Source organism: Nocardia sp. NPDC051900 (assembly GCF_044452545.1).
Taxonomy (GTDB): Bacteria; Actinomycetota; Actinomycetes; order Mycobacteriales; family Mycobacteriaceae; genus Nocardia; species Nocardia sichangensis.
Map to the genome: position 1 here is coordinate 123,179 of NZ_JBITBU010000024.1, position 19,082 is coordinate 142,260.

Here is a 19,082-nt window from a genome sequence, read left to right on the forward strand (position 1 = left end):
TGACAGCCGTCTCGTTCACCCAACCGGCATCGCGGCGACACTTCGAGGTTGCTGGGGCGCATTGTCGGGCTGGCTTCATCGTGGATATGACTATTTCGTCCGTGCTGACGGCCCCGGCTCGACCGACGGACTCCGGGGAGGGACGGTCGCGTTACTCGCTGGTGGTCTCCTCCGACCTCGATCACCGCGTCGCCGCGCAGCGCCTGCGCTACGACGTGTTCGCCAACGAGCCGGGTTTCCGGATTCCGGACGACGGAACCGGTTTGGACGCCGACCATTTCGACGAGCACTGCGACCACATGCTGGTACGCGACGACGCCAGCGGGGAATTCGTCGGCTGCTACCGGATGCTGCCGCCGGACAAGGTCGCCGCGGCGGGCGGGTACTACACGGCGACGGAATTCGATCTCGCTCAACTGGATCCGGAAGGCATGCGGATCGTCGAGATGGGCCGCGCGTGCGTGGTCCCCGACCACCGCAACGGCTCGGTGCTCACCCTCATGTGGGCGGGGATCCTGCACTACATCCAGCTCACCGGCTACGAGTGGGTGATGGGCTGCGTGTCGGTGCCGATGCAGGACACCCCGGCCGACCCGCCCGGAGTGAACGTGCGCGGCGTGCGCGACATGCTGCTCGGGCGGCACTCCTCCGACCTGGAGCGCCGGGTGCACCCCTACAACCCGGTGATCGTCGACGGCAAGACCCTCGACGAACTGACCCCGCCGTCGCGGCCGAAGCTGCCCCCGCTGGTGCGCGGCTACCTGCGGCTTGGCGCGGAGATCTGCGGCGAGCCCGCCCACGATCCCGCCTTCGCGGTCGCCGACTTCGTCGTGCTGCTCGGGCTGAACACCATCAACACCCGCTACCTCAATCGCCTACAAGACGCCGCCGCGTCGTTCGATGGGGGACGGTGAGGACAGTGGTCTTCGACGCGCCACCCGCCACGTCCGCCGCGCACGCATGGATGCCGTCGAGCCCCTGCGGTTCCGGCTGCATCGATTCGATCGACCAGGTCGGCCCGGCGCGGGTGGCCGCCCGGCTGGCCGGAGTTGCCGGCCTGCTGCTCAGCTACCCGATCGCGCACGCGCTGACCCCGCGCGGCAAGCGCGCGCCGTTGCAGCGCGGCTACGCGCGCCTGCTGCTCGGTTCCATCGGCCTGCGGTTGCGCGTCGTCGACAACCGGGTGACCGCGGAAGAGCGCGGTGTCGTCGATGAGGGCGACGCCACGCTCGCACCCGCCGGTTTCGGCGCCGCAGGCCGGGGTGTGCTGATCGTCACCGGGCACATCAGCTGGACCGACATCGTCGCCCTGGCCTCGGTGCAGCCGCTCGGCTTCGTGGCCCGCGCCGACATGCTGGACTGGCCGATGATCGGCAAACTCGCCGAGTTGATGCGGGTGATCCCGATCGAACGCGAGAGCCTACGGCAGTTGCCGGGCGTAGTGGCCGCGGTCGGAGCGCGGCTGGCCGCCGGTGAGCGGATCGGCGTCTTCCCCGAGGGCACCACATGGTGTGGCCGCGCCTACGGCAGCATGCGTCCCGCGTTGCTCCAGGCGGCGGTGGACACCGGCACCCCCGTGCAGCCGGTGCGGTTGCGGTACCTGGACCGGCACGGTGTGCCGTGCACGGTGCCCGCTTTCGTCGGCGTCGACACCTTCGGCTCCTCCGCCGGGCGGGTGCTGCGTTCGCGCGGAATGGTCGCCGAAGTGGTGCTGGAACCGGTGCTGGAACCCGGCCCCGACCGGCGCGAACTGGCCCGCCGCTGCGAAGCCGTCGTTCGCGGCACCGCGTCGCCGCGCCACGAAACCACGGAATGGATCGAGGCGGGGCACACCCGAGTGCAGGACCCGTCGGTAGCGACCGTAGCCCCGGAGGTGCGCAGGCCGCGGCGCATGTTGCGCGGGCGCCGCAATACCGCGGCCGTGCGGTAGGAGACGAACGCGGGCTACGTGGCGCGGCATAACGCGCGATAGTGGTTCGTATGCTTCCAGTTCTCGATCTCGCCGATGCCCACCGCGATCCGGAACGGTTCCGCGCCGATCTTCTGTCGGCCACACACGAGACCGGATTCTTCTATCTGATCGGTCACGGCATCGCCGCCGACCGGTCGAACGAGGTGGTGGCCGTCGCGCGGCGGTTCTTCGCGTTGCCCGCCGCCGCGAAGGAGGAGATCAGTCAGCTGAAGAGTCCGCAGTTCCGCGGATACTCCCGGCTCGGCGGTGAGCTGACCAACGGCAAGGTGGACTGGCGCGAGCAGATCGATATCGGTCCCGAGCAGAAGGTGATCGACGGCGCGGAGGGGTATTGGCGGCTGCAAGGACCGAACTTGTGGCCGTCCGCGCTGCCGGAACTACGCGAGGTATTCGAAGCGTGGAGCGAATCGCTTTCCGAGGTGGGCATGCGGCTGCTGCGACAGTGGGCGGTGGCCCTCGGCGCGTCCGCGGACCTCTTCGACGCCGCGTTCGCCGACCTGCCCGCCACCCTGATCAAAGTGGTGCGGTATCCGGGCAACGAGCAGAACCCGCAGGGGGTCGGGGCGCACAAGGATTCGGGTGTGCTCACGCTGCTGCTGGTCGAGCCGGGTTCACGGGGACTGCAGGCGGAGCTGTCGCCGGGAGAATGGGTGGACGTGCCGCCACTGCCAGGAGCGTTCATCGTCAACATCGGCGAGCTGCTGGAAGTCGCCACAGGGGGATATCTGCGCGCCACCCGGCACCGCGTACTGGCGCCGGAGCCGGGCACCGATCGCGTCTCGATCCCGTTCTTCCTCAACCCGGCTTTGGACGCCACCATCCCGATCATCGAGCTGCCGCCCGAACTCGCGACCCGCTCTCGCGGCGTCGAGGCCGATCCGGACAACCCGATCTTCGACACCTACGGCGCGAACGCGTGGAAGTCCCGCACCCGCGCCCACCCGGAGGTCGCGTTGCTGCACCACGGCATCACCCCGGGCGAGGCCATCAGCGCCTACTGACGGACGCGCCGCGGACTGTCGTCGCCGGAGGCAGCCGTGCGCCGCGGGTCGCTCTGCGCCGCAGGGTGTCGGGCCGCAAAAGGCTCGAACGCGCGACGGGCAACTTCGCGGCGGCCGAGCGGGGATCGCGCGCTGGTCGGGACCGTCGGCATCGGGCGTCCGGGTCGACGTACGGGGCGAGCCGATGTCGGCTCGCCCCGTGAATCGTGGAAGACCTCAGAAGCCGCTTCCAGTCGGCGGCCGCCACCTGTTGTCCCAGCCGGGCCTGCCGTGATCCCAGTCGTCGTGGCGGTCGCGTCCGCGGAACCAATCGTCGTTGCGGCCGCGGAACCAGTCGTCGTTGCGGCCGCGATCCCAGTCGTTGTGCCTGCCGCGATTCCAGTCGTCGTGGCCGTGGCGGCCGTGGGTCGCATCGAGCTGGTCGGCCTGCTCGAGCACGATCGGGTCGGCGAGCGCGGGCACCGCGACCGCGGCGACCGGCATCAGGGCGAGTACGGACGCGACCGCGGCGCGTGCCAGCACGCGTCGCGTGCGTCCATGGGTGTGATGGTCCATCGGAACTTCCTCACTATCGATTCGTCCGGGCGTCGACCGCTCGGCGTCCCGGCCTCGGATCCACTCCCGGAACGGGAACGGATCGGCGATCAACACGCTGAATAACGTACCGCTAAATAGCGGTACATTCAATAGGTGAAAACCCTGAGATTCCGCCGGTCGCAGGGCGTTCAAGCCTGAACCGGGTCCGTGAACGGACCCCGCGCGAGCGGGCGAGCAGGGGGGAATAACCGGCGGAGGGTGACGGCTATCCTTAACTGGTCATGAAGTCGGCTTTTTCGGGTCCGGTCAACGGTGCTGCGCCCCAGACGGTCTACCTCGATCACGCGGCCACCACACCGATGCTGCCCGCGGCCATCGAGGCGATGACGGCTGCCTTGCGCAGCACGGGCAACGCGTCCTCGTTGCACGGCTCCGGGCGCGCCGCCCGTCGGCTGCTGGAGGAGGCGCGCGAGTCGATCGCGGCCGACCTGGGCGCCCGGCCCTCGGAGGTCATCTTCACCTCCGGCGGCACCGAGAGCGACAACCTGGCGGTGAAGGGCATCTTCTGGGCGCGCCGCGACGCCGATCCACGCCGGAACCGGATCATCGCCAGCTCGGTCGAGCACCACGCGGTGATCGACGCGGTGGAGTGGCTGGAGCGGCACGAGGGCGCGGAAGTCACCTGGCTGCCGGTCGACGCCGAGGGCGTGGTCGCGGCCGGAGCGCTGCGCGCCGCGCTCGCCGCCCATCCCGACGAGGTCGCGCTGGTCACAGTCATGTGGGCGAACAACGAGGTCGGCACGATCCAGCCGATCGTCGAACTCGCTTCCGCCGCAGCCGAATTCGGCGTGCCGATGCACAGCGACGCGGTGCAGGCGGCGGCGCAGCTGCCCATCGACTTCGCCGCGAGCGGCCTGTCCGCGGCCAGCTTCGCCGGGCACAAGGTCGGCGGCCCGCACGGTATCGGGGTGCTACTGCTCGGCAGGCAGGTGCCGTGCGTGCCGCTGCTGCACGGCGGCGGGCACGAGCGCGACCTGCGGTCGGGCACCTCGGACACGGCAGCCGCGATCGGGCTGGCCGCCGCGCTGCGCCAGACTTCGATCGAGCTACACGCCAGGACCGCCGAGCTGCTCGCGTTGCGGGACGCGTTGATCGACGGCATCCGCGCGACGGCGCCCGACGCGGTGCTCAACGGTCCGGCCGGCGAACGACGGCTACCCGGCAACGCGCACGTCACTTTTCCCGGCTGCGAAGGGGATTCGCTACTGATGCTGCTGGACGCGGCGGGGATCGAATGCTCGACCGGTTCGGCGTGCACCGCGGGCGTCGCCACGCCCAGTCACGTGCTGATCGCGATGGGTGTCGAACCCTGGCAGGCGCGCGGATCGCTGCGCTTCTCGCTGGGGCACACCTCGACGCGTGCCGACGTCGACGCAGTACTGAAAGTCTTGCCGCAAGTGGTGGAGCGGGCCAAGGCCGCGGGCCTGGCCGGTGCGAGAGGAGGTGTTTGATGCGGGTACTCGCCGCGATGAGCGGTGGTGTGGATTCGGCCGTGGCGGCGGCGCGTGCCGTCGACGCCGGTCACGAGGTGGTCGGGGTGCATCTGGCGCTGTCGGCGACACCGGGCACGCTGCGCACCGGATCACGCGGTTGCTGCTCGAAGGAGGACGCCGGTGACGCCCGGCGCGCCGCCGACGTGCTCGGCATCCCGTTCTACGTCTGGGATTTCGCCGACCGCTTCAAGGAAGACGTCATCGACGACTTCGTCGCGGCCTACGCGGCGGGCGAGACGCCGAACCCGTGCCTGCGCTGCAACGAGAAGATCAAGTTCTCCGCCCTGGCCGACCGCGCGGTGGCGCTCGGCTTCGACGCCGTGGTCACCGGGCACTACGCGCGGCTCGAGGACGGTGTGCTGCGGCGCGCCGTCGACGCAGACAAGGACCAGTCCTATGTGCTGGCTGTGCTGACCGCGCAGCAGCTCTCGCGCGCGATGTTCCCGGTGGGCGACACCCCCAAGCCGCAGATCCGCGCCGAGGCCGCCGAGCGCGGGCTCGCCGTCGCGAACAAGCCCGACAGCCACGACATCTGCTTCATCCCCTCCGGCGATACGCGCGCCTTCCTTGGCGCGAAGATCGGCGTCCGGCCCGGCGCGGTCGTCGACGCCGACGGCCGGGAGCTCGCGCGGCACGAGGGCGTGCACGGATTCACCATCGGCCAGCGCAAGGGTCTGGGGTTGCCGGGTCCCGCCGCCGACGGCAAGCCGCGGTACGTCACCGGCATCGATCCCGAGTCCGGCACGGTCCGCGTGGGGTCGGCCGAGGACTTGCAGGTCTGGACGATCGAGGCGGAGCGCGCGATCTGGACGTCCGGCTCCGCGCCCGCGGGCCCGATCGAGTGCGTGGCGCAGGTGCGCGCGCACGGCGGCACCGCGCCCGCGGTGGCCGAGGCGGTGGGCGACGGACTGCTCGTGCGGCTGCGCGAGCCGCTGACCGGCGTCGCGCGCGGCCAAGCCGTGGTCGTCTACCGTCCGGATCCCGCGGGTGACGAGGTGATCGGCAGCGGGACCATCTCCGCCACCGCGCAAGAGCCTGTCACGAGTGAAACGGGGGCCGAGGCGGCGCGGTGATCCCGCACCATCCTCCGGTGTCGTCCGGTGCGGAAAACTGGGCTGTGACCGTCGAGGACGGCGGGCCTCGTAATGGCGGAATCGATCGGATGGAGTGCGGTAACGGTGTACGAGACCGGCACGGATGACGTGACGCGAGACGGCGGGACGGACGTGACCGCCGAGCCGGTGTGTTTGCGAGGCGGCGTCGCCACCGGCGTCGGCTCTTGGCCGGGCACCGACCCGCGCGAGGCCGCCGCGACCATCGTCGGCGAACTCGGTGAGTTACCGCACCTGGTGGAGCTGCCCGGTCGGGGCGCGGGCGCGGACCTGGTCGGCCGCGCCTCCGCGTTGCTGGTCGATCTGCGTTTCGACACCACCTCCAGGGGCTATCGGCTGGCGCCGCGCCCGGGTTCGGTCTCGCGACGCGCCCATGACCTGCTGCGGACCGATCTGGACGCGCTCGAGGAAGCGTGGGAGAACGCGGGCCTGTCCGGTCGCGGCCGGACGGTGAAAGTGCAGTCGGCGGGCCCGCTGACGCTGGCCGCGCAGGTCGAGTTGCCCGGCGGTCATCGCGTGCTCACCGATCCCGGCGCGGTGCGCGACCTTTCGGAGTCCCTGGCCGAGGGGCTGGCGCAGCACGTGGCGGAGGTGCGCAAGCGGCTCGGCGCGCAGGTCGTCGTGCAGCTGGACGAACCGTCGCTGACCGCCGTGCTGGACGGCTCCCTGCGCGGGGTGAGCGTGCTGAACACCGTGCGCGCGTTGCCCGAACCGGAAGCGCTGGCCGTGCTGGACGCGGTGATCACCGCCCAGTCCGCGCCGGTGCTGGTGCACAGTTGCGCCGAGCCGCCCGCGCTCGGTGCGCTGCGCCGCAGCGCCGCCGCGGGGATCGGATTCGATCTGAGCATCATCGGCACCGGGCAACTCGACGAGGTCGGGGAGGCCCTGGAAGCGGGCAAGCAGCTGGTGCTCGGTGTCGTCCCCACCGAGGCGCCTGCCACGACGGTCACCTGGCGGACCTTCGCCGAACCGGGCGTGCGGCTGATCGATCGGCTCGGCTTCGGCCGCCGCACGCTGGCGGAGCGGGTCGCGGTCAGCCCGGCATGCGGACTGGCGGGCGCGCCGCTGGAGTGGAGCAGACGAGCGCTGCGCTTGGCCGCGGACGTCGCGCGGGCGTATGCCGAGGAGCCGGAGGAGCTTTCGTTCTCCTGACGTTCCCCGGACGCAAATCCCCGCCCAGGCCGATCAGTTTCGTGACGGGAACAAGCTCGGTCGCGGGCAGTTCGGGAAGGCCCTGATCTGGGGATCCTGCTCGGCCCGGCCATCTACCTGGGTGGATATTTACTTTTCACCGACGGGCTCATGGATTACTGCGATAGCGCCGCACGCGAAGGGGCGTTCAGAGCGGCGCAAGGTTTTCAAATCGCCGGCGCGAGCACCATGCTGGTCGCCGGGTTCGCTCTGCTGGCTGATCTATCGGCTCATCGCCATCGGATCAGCCGACTTCGATTCTTGTCGAGCGGCTCCGGAGTTCTCGCCATGATGTGTGGGTTCGGCTTCGTCATCATATTGTCCGGACCTTCGGGTCAGGTCTGTTCGCCTGGATGACAGCTCTCGACTCGATCTGCCGGTGTGGGCGCCACACCGTCGAGACGGGCATGCCGCGCGTCGATGCCGCCACACCGCCGGAACGCGGTGCTCGCGCCGAGAAACGGACCGGCCGGAATTCGTGTGCGCCAGGGCGGCGACGTGCGCGAACACGGCGGCTCCCTGTCGGTGGCCTCCGCTAATGTGCGATGGGTGAGTGACAGCGAGAGCGCGGCGGCCCCGGCGACGCCAGAGCAGCGGGTGGACTGGCAGCAACTCGCGGACGAGGTGCGTGAGCATCAGTTCCGCTACTACGTCCGGGACGCGCCGATCATCTCCGACGGCGAGTTCGACGCGCTGTTGCGGCGGTTGCAGGCCATGGAGGACGAGCATCCGGACCTGCGCACGCCGGACTCGCCGACCCAGCTGGTCGGCGGTGGGTTCGCGACCGATTTCACCGCCGTCGACCACCTCGAGCGGATGCTGTCGCTGGACAACGTGTTCGACGTCGACGAGCTACGCGCCTGGGCCGCCCGGGTGGAGGCGGAGACCGGGCCGGACCTGCACTATCTGTGCGAAGTCAAGATCGACGGCGTCGCGCTGAACCTGGTCTACGAGAACGGCAGGCTGGTCCGTGGCGCCACCCGAGGCGACGGACGCACGGGTGAAGACGTGACGCTCAACGCGCGCACCATCGATGACATCCCCGGCGAGCTGAACCCCAGCGACGAGTTCCCGATCCCGCGACTACTGGAGGTCCGCGGCGAGGTGTACTTCCGGCTGGAGGATTTCGAGACGCTCAACGCCGCCATCGTGGCCGAGGGCAAGCCGCCCTACGCCAACCCGCGCAACACCGCGGCCGGTTCGCTGCGGCAGAAGGATCCGGCGGTCACCGCGCGGCGCAGGCTGCGCATGATCTGTCACGGCTTCGGCCGGATCGAGGGCTACACGCCGACCTCGCAATACGAGGCGTACCGCGCGCTCGCCGCGTGGGGCCTGCCGGTGTCCGAGCACACCAGACGGGTGCAGGGCATCGACGCGGTGATCGAGCGGGTCGCGTATTGGGGCGAGCACCGGCACGACATCGAGCACGAGATCGACGGCCAGGTGATCAAGGTCGACGAGACCGCGCTGCAACGCCGCCTCGGCTCCACCTCGCGCGCTCCGCGCTGGGCGATCGCCTACAAGTACCCGCCCGAGGAGGCGACGACCAAGCTGCTGAACATCCAGGTGAACGTCGGCCGCACCGGGCGGGTGACGCCGTTCGCGGTGATGGAGCCGGTGTCGGTCGCGGGGTCGACGGTCGCGATGGCCACCCTGCACAACGCGGCCGAGGTCAAGCGCAAAGGCGTGCTGATCGGCGACACGGTCACCATCCGCAAGGCGGGTGACGTGATCCCCGAGGTGCTGGGGCCGGTGGTGGACGCGCGCCCCGAGGACGCGCGCGAGTTCGTCATGCCGACGCACTGTCCCGAGTGCGGCACCGAACTGCGCCCGGAGAAGGAGGGCGACGCCGACATCCGCTGCCCGAACCAGCAGTTCTGCCCGGCCCAATTGCGCGAGCGCGTCTACCACGTGGCAGGCCGCGGCGCTTTCGACATCGAGGCCCTCGGTTACGAAGGCGCGATCGATCTGCTGAAGTCCGGCGCCATCATCGACGAGGGCGACTTGTTCGACTTGGACGAGGCGACGCTGCTCACCACGTCGCTCTACGCCAACAAGAACGGCAGCCTCTCCGCCAACGGCAAGCGGCTGCTGGAGAACCTGGCCGCGGTCAAGAACCGGCCGCTGTGGCGGGTGCTGGTCGGCCTGTCCATCCGGCACGTCGGCCCCACCGCGGCGCGGGCGCTCGCCGCCGAGTTCGGCAGCTTGGACCGCATCGAGGCGGCGTCGGTCGAGGAATTGGCCGCCGCCGACGGCGTGGGCCCTACCATCGCGGCCGCGGTGGCGGAGTGGTTCACCGTCGACTGGCACCGCGCCGTGGTGGCGAAGTGGCGGGCCGCGGGTGTGCGGATGGAAGACGAGCGGGACGAATCCATCGAGCGCAACTTGGAGGGTCTGTCCATCGTGGTGACCGGTTCGCTGCAAGGCTTCACCCGCGACGGCGCCAAGGAGGCGATCCTGGTGCGCGGCGGCAAGGCGGCCGGTTCGGTTTCGAAGAAGACCGCGTTCGTGGTGATCGGTGACGCGCCGGGGTCCAAGGCCGCCAAAGCGGAGGAACTCGGTGTGCCGATTCTCGACGAGGAGGGGTTCCAGCGGCTGCTGGCCGGTGGTCCCGAGGCGGTCACGCCGGAGACGGCCGCGGAGGACGCCGAAGCCGAGGAGTGATCGGCGCTTGACCTGAAGGTACGTTGAGGTATGAGGATCGACTGGTAGGCGACTACCAGGAGGTCATCATGTCTCGTGCTACCGCACTGATCACCGGCGCATCGGCCGGATTCGGCGCTGCGCTCGCGCGGGCGCTGATCGAACAAGGGTGGCGGGTGCTGGGGACGGGGCGTCGTGCCGACCGGTTGACGCGGGTGGCCGCCGAACTCGGGCCGTCGTTCCAGGCGGTCCCCGGCGACGTCACGGATCCGGCGGATCGGGCCCGGTTGGCGGACGCCGCGCGCGGTGCGGGGGAACTCGCTCTGGTGGTGAACAACGCCAGCCGTCTCGGGCCGAGTCCGTTGCTGGGCCTCGCGGACTATCCACTCGACGAGTTCGAGCGCGTCTTGCGCACGAATGTCGTCGCGCCACTGGCCATTCTGCGGCTCGTGCTGCCGCTGCTGCGGCCGGACGGCGTCGTGGTGAACATCAGCTCCGACGCCGCGGTTGAGCCGTATCCCACGTGGGGTGGATACGGTTCGTCGAAGGCAGCGCTCGACCAGCTCACGGCGATCCTCGGTGCGGAACATCCGGGCCTGTCCATCTACGCGTTCGATCCCGGCGACATGCGTACCGAGATGCATCAGGCCGCGTTTCCCGGCGTCGACATCTCCGACCGGCCCGAGCCCGCGACAGTGGTGCCCGCGCTGCTGCGGTTGCTCGCCGAGAAGCCGAAGAGCGGGCGTTATGCCGCCGCGGATTTCGTGGCCGGGCGGGCGTCATGACGGTGCGGACCGAACTGCCGTTCTTCGATCTGTCCCCGGATCGCAACGCCACCCTCCCGCCCGAGGCGAGAGGGATGGCGCGCGACGAGGTCCGTTTGCTCGTCGTCGAGGACGGTCTGACGCACGCCCGATTCCGAGAGCTGCCCGACCGCCTGCGCCCGGGCGACCTTCTGGTGGTGAACAACTCGGCGACCATGTCGTCGGCGGTCGACGCCACGATGGACGGCGAGCCGGTCGTGCTGCATTTCTCCACCTGGCTGGACGACGGCCGCTGGGTGGTCGAGGTCCGGACCACCGAGCGCACTCCCTATCCGCCCGAGCGGCTCTCGGCCGGGACCGTGTTGCGATTGCCGGGTGCGACGGCCACACTGCGGGCGCCCTGGCTTCCCGGCGGACGTCGTCTCTGGAGTGCGGACGTCACCGGCGACGTGTTCGGGTTGCTCGCCGCACACGCCCGCCCCATCACGTATGCCTATGTGCCGCAGCGGTGGTCGGCGGCCTATTACACGACGGTCTTCGGCAGGGTGCCGGGCAGCGCGGAAATGCCGAGCGCGGCACGGCCGTTCACCGAGCGTGTGGTGTTGGATCTGATCACCGCAGGGGTTGCTCTCGCGCCGATCACCCTGCATACCGGCGTCTCCTCGCCCGAGGCCGAGGAACCGCCGAGCCCGGAACGGTTCGCCGTTGCCGCCTCGACGGCGCGGCTGGTGAACGACACGAAAGCCGCCGGTGGGCGGGTCGTCGCGGTGGGCACGACGGTGACGCGGGCGTTGGAGACCGCCGCCGACCCGGCGGGACTGGTCCACGCGTCGCGCGGGTGGACCGATCTGGTGCTCGGCGCACGGCGACCGGCTCGTGTGGTGGATGGTCTGATCACCGGTTGGCACGCGCCCGGCGCGTCACACCTGGATCTCCTGGTAGCAGTGGCGGGGGAGGAAACCGTCGCCGCCGCGTATGCCGCCGCCGTGGACACCGGCTATCTGTGGCACGAGTTCGGCGACAGCGCTCTGCTGTTCGGGCGTGACCCGCTCAGTGGACCGTGACCGTGGCGCCCAGCTGGCCCGCGATGTCGAACCGCCCGCAACGGCCGTCGCTCAGGTCGAGCTTCTGGGTGATGATCTTGCCGCGGCGATTCTTGAACGTCGCCTCGGCGGACACGTCGGCGCTCGCCGTCGAGCACACCTTCGACACCACGCCGGGCGGGTCGTAGCTGACCGTCCCTCCGCCCTGGCAGGTGTTCGTGCTGTTGGCCAGGAACACGCGTGCGGTGCCCTCCGGACACGGCGCGTCCGCCACCGCCTCCGGCGCCAAGGTCAGCGAGCCCAGCGCGAGCGCGGCGACGGCGGAGCCTCCGACCACTACGCGACGAACCGTCGATCCCATCGTTACCCTCATCCCATCGAACAACTTCGGCAGTACGCCGCGGCAAGACCGCAGCGTGCAGGCATGCTAACCCGCTATCACGCCTGCTGTCCTGGCGACTGCTGTCGAGCTACTCCGGAAACAGCAGGTTGTCGACGGCGATGGTGGTGTCCGCATAGCGGAGCGGGATGTGGTCGCCGGGCCGGTACTCTTTGCGAGTCCGGTAACCCGTGGGTATCGGTTCGGTGTGCTCGTAGATCACGGTTCTCGTGACTACCCAGTAGGTCGAATACCCGGCGCGGCCATACAGTTTCGCTTTGACTCCGAGGTCTTGCATCACCGTTTCGTCGGAGATTTCGATGACCAGGAGCACATCAGCCGGATCCCACACAGCGATTTTCGAACCGATCAAATCGACCTGATCCGCGTCTGCCCGCAGTACCCAGCAGTCGGGATCGGGTAGCGACTGGGCGGTGGGCAGCGTCTCGCTGGTCACCTCGACCCCCTTGGTCGGAAGCTCCCGCGCGATGCGAAACACCGCTCGGCCGTGCCACGACCCGATAACCACCGCCCATACCTCCCCCTCGACGAGTTCGACACGATGGTCGAACGCGCCCGCCTCCCACGCGCGCAGGAACTCGCTGCGCGTCCAGCGGTAGGCGATCGAAGCCTCGGTCATGCGATCAGGGTACCGTGCCGCCGATCGCGCAGCCATCGGTCGCAGACCTGTTCGCCCAGGTAATGCTCGTGATCGAACAAAGAGAGGGAGGACGTTCGAGCCTTCGGCGAACCGTGTGTGGGCTCGGTGCGCGTGTCGCCGACGTGGGGGAAGATCAGGCGCGGATCGCGGACGCTACCGGCCTGATGTCGCCCACCCATGCCACAGACGGAAGTATGGCGGCATGCTGCGCAGTTTTCAGGTGACCAATCACAGATCGCTGGCCGACGAGCAAGAGTTGCGGCTCACCAGAGGAAGCGGGCCGGTGGCGGTGCCGGTGACCGCCGTGCACGGCGGCGCCGCTGCGGGCAAGACGAACCTGATCGACGCGCTCGGGCAGATGCGCGACGCGGTGTTGCACTCGGTGACCGGGTGGGACCCGTACGCGGGCCCGGTGCGGGCGCCGCACCTCGGATTCCCGGACCGGCCTTCGGAGTTCGTGGCGGCGTTCGTCGCCGAGGGCGTGCCGTATACCTACGGGTTCCGGCTGGACAACGCCGACGTGACGGCGGAATGGCTGCACACCCATCCGCGCTCGCGCAAGCGAATCGTGTTCGAGCGCAACGGGGAACAGATCAAGATCGGCCCGATGTTCGAGGCCGCGCGCTACGGGATCACCGCCCTGGCTCCGCTGGTCCGCCCGAACGCGTTGCTGCTCAGCCTCGCCGGTCAGATGTATTCCGACGCGCTCGTGCCCGCCTACCGCTGGTTCGATTCCATGCTCGAAGTGCAGCGCGGTCCCGCCGAACCCGACGCCATCGCCCATCGGCTGGGCAGTCACATCTCCCGATCCCCGGACAACGCGGCGCGGCTGCTGATGCTGCTGCGCACGGCCGAGTTGGGCATCACCGACCTGCTCGTCGCCGAACACGACCCGTTGTACGCCGACTACCTGCGTGATCTGGACGCCGACATCGCCGGTCTGGGCAAGCAGATCGATCTGTGCGCCTCCTCGCCCGGCCACGCCGACCAGTTGCTTCGCGACAACGGCCTGACCCCGGTGCTGCTCGAACGTGAGCTGACCAATCTGAAGGCCGCGCGCGACGCCTTGTACACGCGCATGGTGGCCCGGCGCGGTGTCGGTCTGAGCCTGGTGCACGACGGCATCGACGCCCCGTTCGGCATCGGCGACGAATCCTCCGCAACGCTGTCGTTGCTGCGGGTCCTGCCCGCCATGCTCGACGCGCTGGACGAGGGCCGTGTACTCGCCGTCGACGACATCGGCGCGTGCCTGCCCGCGGAGGAGACCGATCGGTTGATCCAGCTGTTCCAGAATCCGGAGACGAATGCGCGCGGGGCGCAGTTGATCTTCACCACGAACAATCGGACGCTGATCGATCGGGGCAACGGACGATCGCAACGCACCCGCACATCGGTCTGGCAGGTCCGGCGCACGGCTCAGGGCGCCAGCGAGCTCACGCCGGTGTGACGCGACTTAGCATGGGGGCATGTTGGAGTTCGTCGCGCTGGTAACCCTGACCGCGGTGCTGGTGTCGCTGATCGTGTTCACCATCCGCGGCAAGCGGGGCTACCGCCCGGCCAACCCGGAGGAGGGGACGCTGTACGTCACCGGTGTGAGCCCGCGCCCCGACGCGACGGGCGAACAGTACGTGACCATCACCGGGAATCTGAGCGGTCCTTCTGTCTCCGGCAAGGTCGTGTACGGCCGTTTCGCCTGGGACACGAGTTCCTGGCCGTCGATCGGCGACCTGCTCACCGTCGTCTATCCGGCGGGCAAGCCCGACCGCTGGCAGATTTCTCGTCCCGGCTGAGCGGTCGCCGTGCCGTAGCCCACACTATGGTCGATGGCATCATGCCGGGTATGGATGAGCGGGACGCGGGTGTCGTCGTCCGGGCGGCGCGGCCCGAGGAGTACGCGACGATCGGCGAGTTGACGGTGGAGGTCTACGTCGGCGAAAGCTACGTGGAAGCGGGCAGCTGGTACGCGGGCGAGCTGGCCGACACCGCCCGCCGCGCCGCCTCGGCCCGGGTCCTGGTCGCCACGCACGCGGGCCGGATCGTCGGCTCGCTGACGGTCGCACCCGCGGGTAATCCGTACGCGGAGATCGCGCTGCCGGGTGAACTCGAGTTCCGCATGCTCGCCGTCGCGAAGACCGCGCGCGGACTCGGCGCCGGGACGGCACTGGTGCGCAGCGTGCTCGATCTCGCCCGCGCGGAAGGTTGCGCGGCGGTCGCCCTCACCACCATGGCCGCCATGGTCGACGCCCGGCGGATATACGATCGCTTCGGCTTCCTCCCCGTACCGAGCCGGGACTGGCGTACTCCCGCGGGGGAGCTGCTGCATGTGCTCCGGCTACCGCTCGGCCCTTCTGGCGATTCCGCCTAGGTAGTCGTCCGTGGCGCGGAATCCGCTGCGCCGCTTGTGAATCAGCCGAGGACGGTGGCGACTATCCCGGCGAGGTAGCCGAGCCGGGCCACCTCGGAGGGCCGGAAGTCGGGGCCGCCCGGCCTGCCGAGCAGCAGGACCTTGCCGGTGTTGCCGAGCGGAGCGGCGGCGAGTTTGGTGTCCATGTCCCGCCAGATCTCGGGCACCCAGTCGGCTTCGGGGTCGAGCACCGTCGGCTTCTCCAGCGGCATCCACGGTGCCGAACCCGCTTGTGTCTGTGGCGCACTCGGGCTGCCGACCACCCGGTAGGCGCCGTGCGGCCCGATGTCGATGATCGTGCTCCAGCCGACCCGCAGCACCCGCGGCACACCGTCCACCAGCACCTGCATCCGGTCGTCGCGAGCGCTGGCCACATGATCGATGAGTTCGAGTTCGCGATGGGTGTCGAGCACGCCGGAGTACGGGCGGATCGAGTCCACGTGCACGTCGCCGATCGATTCGGCGGCGGTGATGAGGGTGTCGGGGAGTGCGCCGGAGGGGACCTCGACGACCAGATCGTCGACGGCGTAGCCCGCGCCGCGCTCGACCACGTCCAGCGAGAGGATGTCGGCACCGACGGAGCCGAGTGCGAGGGCGAGCGCACCGAGGCTTCCCGGTCGATCCGGAAGTTGCACGCGGAGCAGATACGACACGTGCGTTTCCTTTCTTAGGGCGGCCGAGGCTCTGAACGGATACCCGGGTGACGCAATACTTACACCCCTTACGGCCGGTTATCGAGTCGAAGACCGGCGAGTGACGCGCGCCACTCGATGAATTCGCGCGAAACCGGCGTGTCGGGCTAGTCCGAGCGGCCGTGTCGCGCGCCGGAGGGGGTTGCCGGGGGCCTGCTGGGCGATGGTTCCTCCGCCGCGCCGACGAAGCCCGGGTGCCGGGTGGTGACCCGGTCCCCGGTGGCTAGGCTGTGTGGGTTGAGCACTGTTGATAACGAAGCCGAAAGGGGTCCCGCGGTGCCCGCCATCTCCCGCGACGAGGTCGCACACCTCGCCCGGCTGTCCCGGCTCGCGCTGTCCGACGCGGAACTGGATCAGTTCGCCGGACAGCTGGATTCGATCCTGAGCCACGTGCGGACCATTTCCGAGGTAGCCGCCGCCGACGTCCCGGCTACGGCGTCGCCGAACCCGGCGACCAATGTGACCCGTCCCGATGAGGTGGTGCCGGGCCTGACCCCGCGGGAGGCGCTGTCGGGCGCGCCCGCCGTGGACGAGCAGCGGTTCATGGTGCCGCAGATTCTGGGGGAGGGCGAATGAGCGCAGCATCGCATCACGATTCCGTCTTGACGACGCTGTCGGCGGCCGAGCTGGCCGACAAGATCCACGGCCGCGAGCTGTCCTCGGTCGAGGTCACCCAGGCGCACCTGGACCGGATCGCCGCGGTCGACGGCGAGTACCACGCCTTCCTGCACGTCGCGGGAGAGCAGGCGCTGGAGGCCGCGGCCGCGGTGGACGCCGCGATCGCCTCCGGCGCCGAGCCCGCCTCGCCGCTGGCCGGAGTTCCGTTGGCGCTCAAGGACGTGTTCACCACCACGGACATGCCCACCACCTGTGCGTCGAAGATCCTCGAGGGTTGGGTGTCGCCGTACGACGCGACCCTCACCACGCGGTTGCGCGCGGCGGGCATCCCGATCCTCGGCAAGACCAACATGGACGAGTTCGCCATGGGCTCCTCCACCGAGAACTCCGCCTACGGTCCCACCCGCAACCCGTGGGACACCACCCGCATCCCGGGCGGTTCGGGCGGCGGCTCCGCGGCGGCGCTGGCCTCGCACCAGGCCCCGCTGGCCATCGGCACCGACACCGGCGGATCGATCCGCCAGCCCGCGGCCGTCACCGCCACCGTCGGCACCAAACCCACCTATGGCACGGTGTCGCGCTTCGGCCTGGTCGCGTGCGCGTCGTCGCTGGACCAGGGCGGTCCGTGCGGTCGAACGGTGCTGGACACGGCGCTGCTGCACGAGGTGATCGCCGGATACGACCCGCGCGACTCCACCTCGCGCGACGTGCCGGTGCCGCCGGTGGTGGCCGCCGCGCGCGCCGGGGCGCAGGGCGATCTTCGCGGCGTCAAGATCGGCGTGGTGAAGGAACTGCACTCCGACAGCTACCAGCCCGGCGTGCTCGCCTCCTTCGACGCCGCCGTGGCGGTGCTGAAGGATCTCGGCGCCGAAGTGATCGAAGTGTCCTGTCCGCACTTCGAATACGCGCTGTCGTCCTACTACTTGGTGATGCCGTCGGAGGTGTCGTCGAACCTCGCGCGGTTCGACGCGATGCGCTACGGCCTGCGCGTCGCCGACGACGGTCAGCACAGCGCCGAGCAGGTCATGGCGGCCACGCGCGCGGCCGGGTTCGGCCCCGAGGTCAAGCGGCGCATCATGATCGGCACCTACGCGCTGTCGGCGGGTTACTACGACGCCTACTACGGCCAGGCGCTGAAGGTGCGCACGCTGATCGCCCGCGACTTCGACAAGGCCTACGAGCAGGTCGACGTGCTCGTCTCGCCGACCAGCCCGTTCACGCCGTGGAAGCTGGGCGAGAAGGTCGACGATCCGCTGGCCATGTACCTGTCGGACCTGTGCACCCTCCCGACCAATCTGGCCGGTCACCCCGCCATGTCGGTCCCCTCCGGGCTGAGCAAGGACGACGGCATGCCCGTCGGCCTCCAGATCATGGCCCCCGCGCTCGCCGACGATCGCCTCTACCGGGTGGGCGCGGCCTACGAGGCCGCCCGCGGTCCCGTCGCCTGATATTTCGCACCGACCCGCTCGGCTCACCGCACCCGCGGTGCCGAGCGGCTCGGTGAACAATCAGGCGGGCCAGGTGAATTCGGGGTCGCCGGCGTAGTCGGCGCGTCGTTGATCCAACGCGAGTGCGACCATCTGGTGCGCGCCAGGCCCGATGATCTTGCGTAGCGGCGGGTTCGGCATGTTCACCAACTCGATCAGACCCGCGGCGCCGACCTCCGGAGGCGCTTCGATCCACTCGGGCTCGGTGTCGGTGCCCGATTCGACCGGAGCGGCGGGCTCGTTCGGTGTGTTCGCCGGCTCGGCTTCGGTCGACTCCGTTCCGGTCGCCTCGGCCGGGTAGTCCGGCATGCCCAGGATGGCGTTGCGCACCGGCGCATAGGCGGGAATGCCGCTGGCGAATCGCATGCTCGACTTGGCCCAGTCGGTGTCGAAGCCGCCCATCTGCGCGAGCGTGACCCGGATGCCGAAGGGGCGCAGTTCGTCCGCGAGCGAGGCGCTGAATCCCTCCAGTGCCCACTTGCTCGCGTTGTACAGTCCGAACAGGGGCAGACTGCCCACGGCCCCGACCGTGGAGATCTGCACGATGTGTCCCGAACCCTGCGTGCGCAGATGGGGCGCCGCCGCTTGGGAAACCCAGAGGGCGCCGAAGAAGTTGGTGTCCATCTGGTCGCGGATCTGTGTCTCGGTCAGTTCCTCCACGGCGCCGACCAAGCCGTAACCCGCGTTGTTCACGAGCACATCGATCGTGCCCGTCAGCGCGAACGCCTTGTCCACGGCGGCGATCACGCCGGCGCGGTCGCGAACGTCCAAAGGCAACACGGTGAGGCGGTCGTCGGCAATGCCCGCGAGGGCCTCCGGGTTTCTGGCGGTCGCGACGACGCGATCCCCCTCGGCGAGCGCGGCCGTCGTGAAGGCGCGGCCGAGTCCGCGGCTTGCGCCGGTGATGAACCACGTTCTGGTCATGGGTGATCCCTAAGTTTGTAGGTGTCTGGGGTTGGTGCCCTGGATGCCCAGGGTGGTGGGGTGTAGCTGATGGGTTTTTGCTTCGGTCGAGGCTCGAAAGG

19 protein-coding genes are annotated in these 19,082 nt (G+C 69.7%); 14 read left to right on the forward strand and 5 right to left on the reverse strand.

Annotated elements, in window-relative coordinates; genetic code table 11:
- Nucleotides 1–86 precede the first annotated feature (86 nt).
- The 3 genes from ACIA5H_RS32430 to ACIA5H_RS32440 are packed head-to-tail and all read left to right on the forward strand — an operon-like array spanning nt 87 to nt 2,973.
- Entirely contained in the window at nt 87–914 is an 828-nt protein-coding gene (locus ACIA5H_RS32430) for a GNAT family N-acetyltransferase (RefSeq protein ID WP_397079618.1), read from the forward strand.
- The gene (locus ACIA5H_RS32435) at nt 911–1,930 is read left to right on the forward strand and encodes a lysophospholipid acyltransferase family protein (RefSeq protein WP_397079620.1); all 1,020 of its coding nucleotides are present in this window, start codon (nt 911–913) and stop codon (nt 1,928–1,930) included. Before ACIA5H_RS32430 ends, ACIA5H_RS32435 begins: the two co-directional genes overlap by 4 nt.
- Before the next feature lie 50 nt (nt 1,931–1,980).
- A complete protein-coding gene (locus ACIA5H_RS32440) occupies nt 1,981–2,973 on the forward strand; it encodes an isopenicillin N synthase family dioxygenase (protein WP_397079622.1) in 993 nt (330 codons plus the stop codon).
- Nucleotides 2,974–3,189: 216 nt separating this feature from the next.
- Here the strand turns inward: ACIA5H_RS32440 and ACIA5H_RS32445 are convergent, their stop codons facing one another.
- The gene (locus ACIA5H_RS32445) at nt 3,190–3,624 is read right to left on the reverse strand and encodes a hypothetical protein (RefSeq protein ID WP_397079624.1); all 435 of its coding nucleotides are present in this window, start codon (nt 3,622–3,624) and stop codon (nt 3,190–3,192) included.
- Nucleotides 3,625–3,791: 167 nt separating this feature from the next.
- Here ACIA5H_RS32445 and ACIA5H_RS32450 point away from each other — a divergent pair, with 167 nt between their 5' ends.
- The 6 genes from ACIA5H_RS32450 to ACIA5H_RS32475 all read left to right on the forward strand — a co-directional run bounded on the left by ACIA5H_RS32450 (nt 3,792) and on the right by ACIA5H_RS32475 (nt 11,837).
- Nucleotides 3,792–5,021 (forward strand): cysteine desulfurase family protein, encoded by a 1,230-nt coding sequence (locus tag ACIA5H_RS32450; protein ID WP_397079626.1) that lies wholly within the window; start codon nt 3,792–3,794, stop codon nt 5,019–5,021.
- Nucleotides 5,021–6,136 carry a tRNA 2-thiouridine(34) synthase MnmA gene (mnmA, locus tag ACIA5H_RS32455; protein WP_379253343.1) on the forward strand — a complete coding sequence of 372 codons (1,116 nt, stop codon included), beginning with the start codon at nt 5,021–5,023 and terminating at the stop codon, nt 6,134–6,136. The genes ACIA5H_RS32450 and mnmA overlap by 1 nt, the downstream gene beginning before the upstream one ends.
- 72 nt (nt 6,137–6,208) lie before the next feature.
- On the forward strand, nt 6,209–7,327 hold the full coding sequence (locus ACIA5H_RS32460; RefSeq protein WP_397079629.1) for a methionine synthase: 1,119 nt from the start codon (nt 6,209–6,211) through the stop codon (nt 7,325–7,327).
- Between the two features lie 588 nt (nt 7,328–7,915).
- A complete protein-coding gene (ligA, locus tag ACIA5H_RS32465) occupies nt 7,916–10,030 on the forward strand; it encodes an NAD-dependent DNA ligase LigA (protein ID WP_397079631.1) in 2,115 nt (704 codons plus the stop codon).
- Nucleotides 10,031–10,098: 68 nt separating this feature from the next.
- Nucleotides 10,099–10,794 (forward strand): SDR family NAD(P)-dependent oxidoreductase, encoded by a 696-nt coding sequence (locus tag ACIA5H_RS32470; RefSeq protein WP_379253347.1) that lies wholly within the window; start codon nt 10,099–10,101, stop codon nt 10,792–10,794.
- Nucleotides 10,791–11,837: an S-adenosylmethionine:tRNA ribosyltransferase-isomerase gene (locus ACIA5H_RS32475; RefSeq protein ID WP_397079633.1), complete on the forward strand. Its 1,047-nt coding sequence runs from the start codon at nt 10,791–10,793 to the stop codon at nt 11,835–11,837. Before ACIA5H_RS32470 ends, ACIA5H_RS32475 begins: the two co-directional genes overlap by 4 nt.
- Here the strand turns inward: ACIA5H_RS32475 and ACIA5H_RS32480 are convergent.
- Together ACIA5H_RS32480 and ACIA5H_RS32485 are read right to left on the reverse strand one after the other, a co-directional pair.
- On the reverse strand, nt 11,824–12,177 hold the full coding sequence (locus ACIA5H_RS32480; RefSeq protein WP_397079635.1) for a hypothetical protein: 354 nt from the start codon (nt 12,175–12,177) through the stop codon (nt 11,824–11,826). The genes ACIA5H_RS32475 and ACIA5H_RS32480 overlap by 14 nt on opposite strands.
- Nucleotides 12,178–12,286: 109 nt before the next feature.
- Nucleotides 12,287–12,835 carry a Uma2 family endonuclease gene (locus ACIA5H_RS32485; RefSeq protein WP_397079637.1) on the reverse strand — a complete coding sequence of 183 codons (549 nt, stop codon included), beginning with the start codon at nt 12,833–12,835 and terminating at the stop codon, nt 12,287–12,289.
- A gap of 223 nt (nt 12,836–13,058) precedes the next feature.
- Here ACIA5H_RS32485 and ACIA5H_RS32490 point away from each other — a divergent pair, with 223 nt between their 5' ends.
- Genes ACIA5H_RS32490 through ACIA5H_RS32500 form a run of 3 tightly spaced genes read left to right on the forward strand, consistent with a single transcriptional unit; the run spans nt 13,059 to nt 15,221 of the window.
- A complete protein-coding gene (locus ACIA5H_RS32490) occupies nt 13,059–14,303 on the forward strand; it encodes an ATP-binding protein (RefSeq protein ID WP_355078796.1) in 1,245 nt (414 codons plus the stop codon).
- 19 nt (nt 14,304–14,322) lie between these two features.
- Nucleotides 14,323–14,646 carry a hypothetical protein gene (locus ACIA5H_RS32495; RefSeq protein WP_355078797.1) on the forward strand — a complete coding sequence of 108 codons (324 nt, stop codon included), beginning with the start codon at nt 14,323–14,325 and terminating at the stop codon, nt 14,644–14,646.
- 50 nt (nt 14,647–14,696) lie between these two features.
- Nucleotides 14,697–15,221: a GNAT family N-acetyltransferase gene (locus tag ACIA5H_RS32500; protein ID WP_379253350.1), complete on the forward strand. Its 525-nt coding sequence runs from the start codon at nt 14,697–14,699 to the stop codon at nt 15,219–15,221.
- 41 nt (nt 15,222–15,262) lie between these two features.
- Here the strand turns inward: ACIA5H_RS32500 and ACIA5H_RS32505 are convergent, their stop codons facing one another.
- Nucleotides 15,263–15,913, reverse strand: a complete 651-nt coding sequence (locus tag ACIA5H_RS32505; protein WP_355078799.1) for an amino acid-binding protein — start codon at nt 15,911–15,913, stop codon at nt 15,263–15,265.
- Nucleotides 15,914–16,228: 315 nt separating this feature from the next.
- Here ACIA5H_RS32505 and gatC point away from each other — a divergent pair, with 315 nt between their 5' ends.
- Together gatC and gatA are read left to right on the forward strand one after the other, a co-directional pair.
- Nucleotides 16,229–16,528: an Asp-tRNA(Asn)/Glu-tRNA(Gln) amidotransferase subunit GatC gene (gene gatC / locus ACIA5H_RS32510; protein ID WP_067797657.1), complete on the forward strand. Its 300-nt coding sequence runs from the start codon at nt 16,229–16,231 to the stop codon at nt 16,526–16,528.
- Nucleotides 16,525–18,018: an Asp-tRNA(Asn)/Glu-tRNA(Gln) amidotransferase subunit GatA gene (gene gatA / locus ACIA5H_RS32515; protein ID WP_364429299.1), complete on the forward strand. Its 1,494-nt coding sequence runs from the start codon at nt 16,525–16,527 to the stop codon at nt 18,016–18,018. Before gatC ends, gatA begins: the two co-directional genes overlap by 4 nt.
- Nucleotides 18,019–18,078: 60 nt before the next feature.
- On the opposite strand, the gene ACIA5H_RS32520 is transcribed toward gatA, so the two are convergent.
- Nucleotides 18,079–18,981: an SDR family NAD(P)-dependent oxidoreductase gene (locus ACIA5H_RS32520; RefSeq protein ID WP_379253352.1), complete on the reverse strand. Its 903-nt coding sequence runs from the start codon at nt 18,979–18,981 to the stop codon at nt 18,079–18,081.
- Between the last annotated feature and the right edge of the window lie 101 nt (nt 18,982–19,082).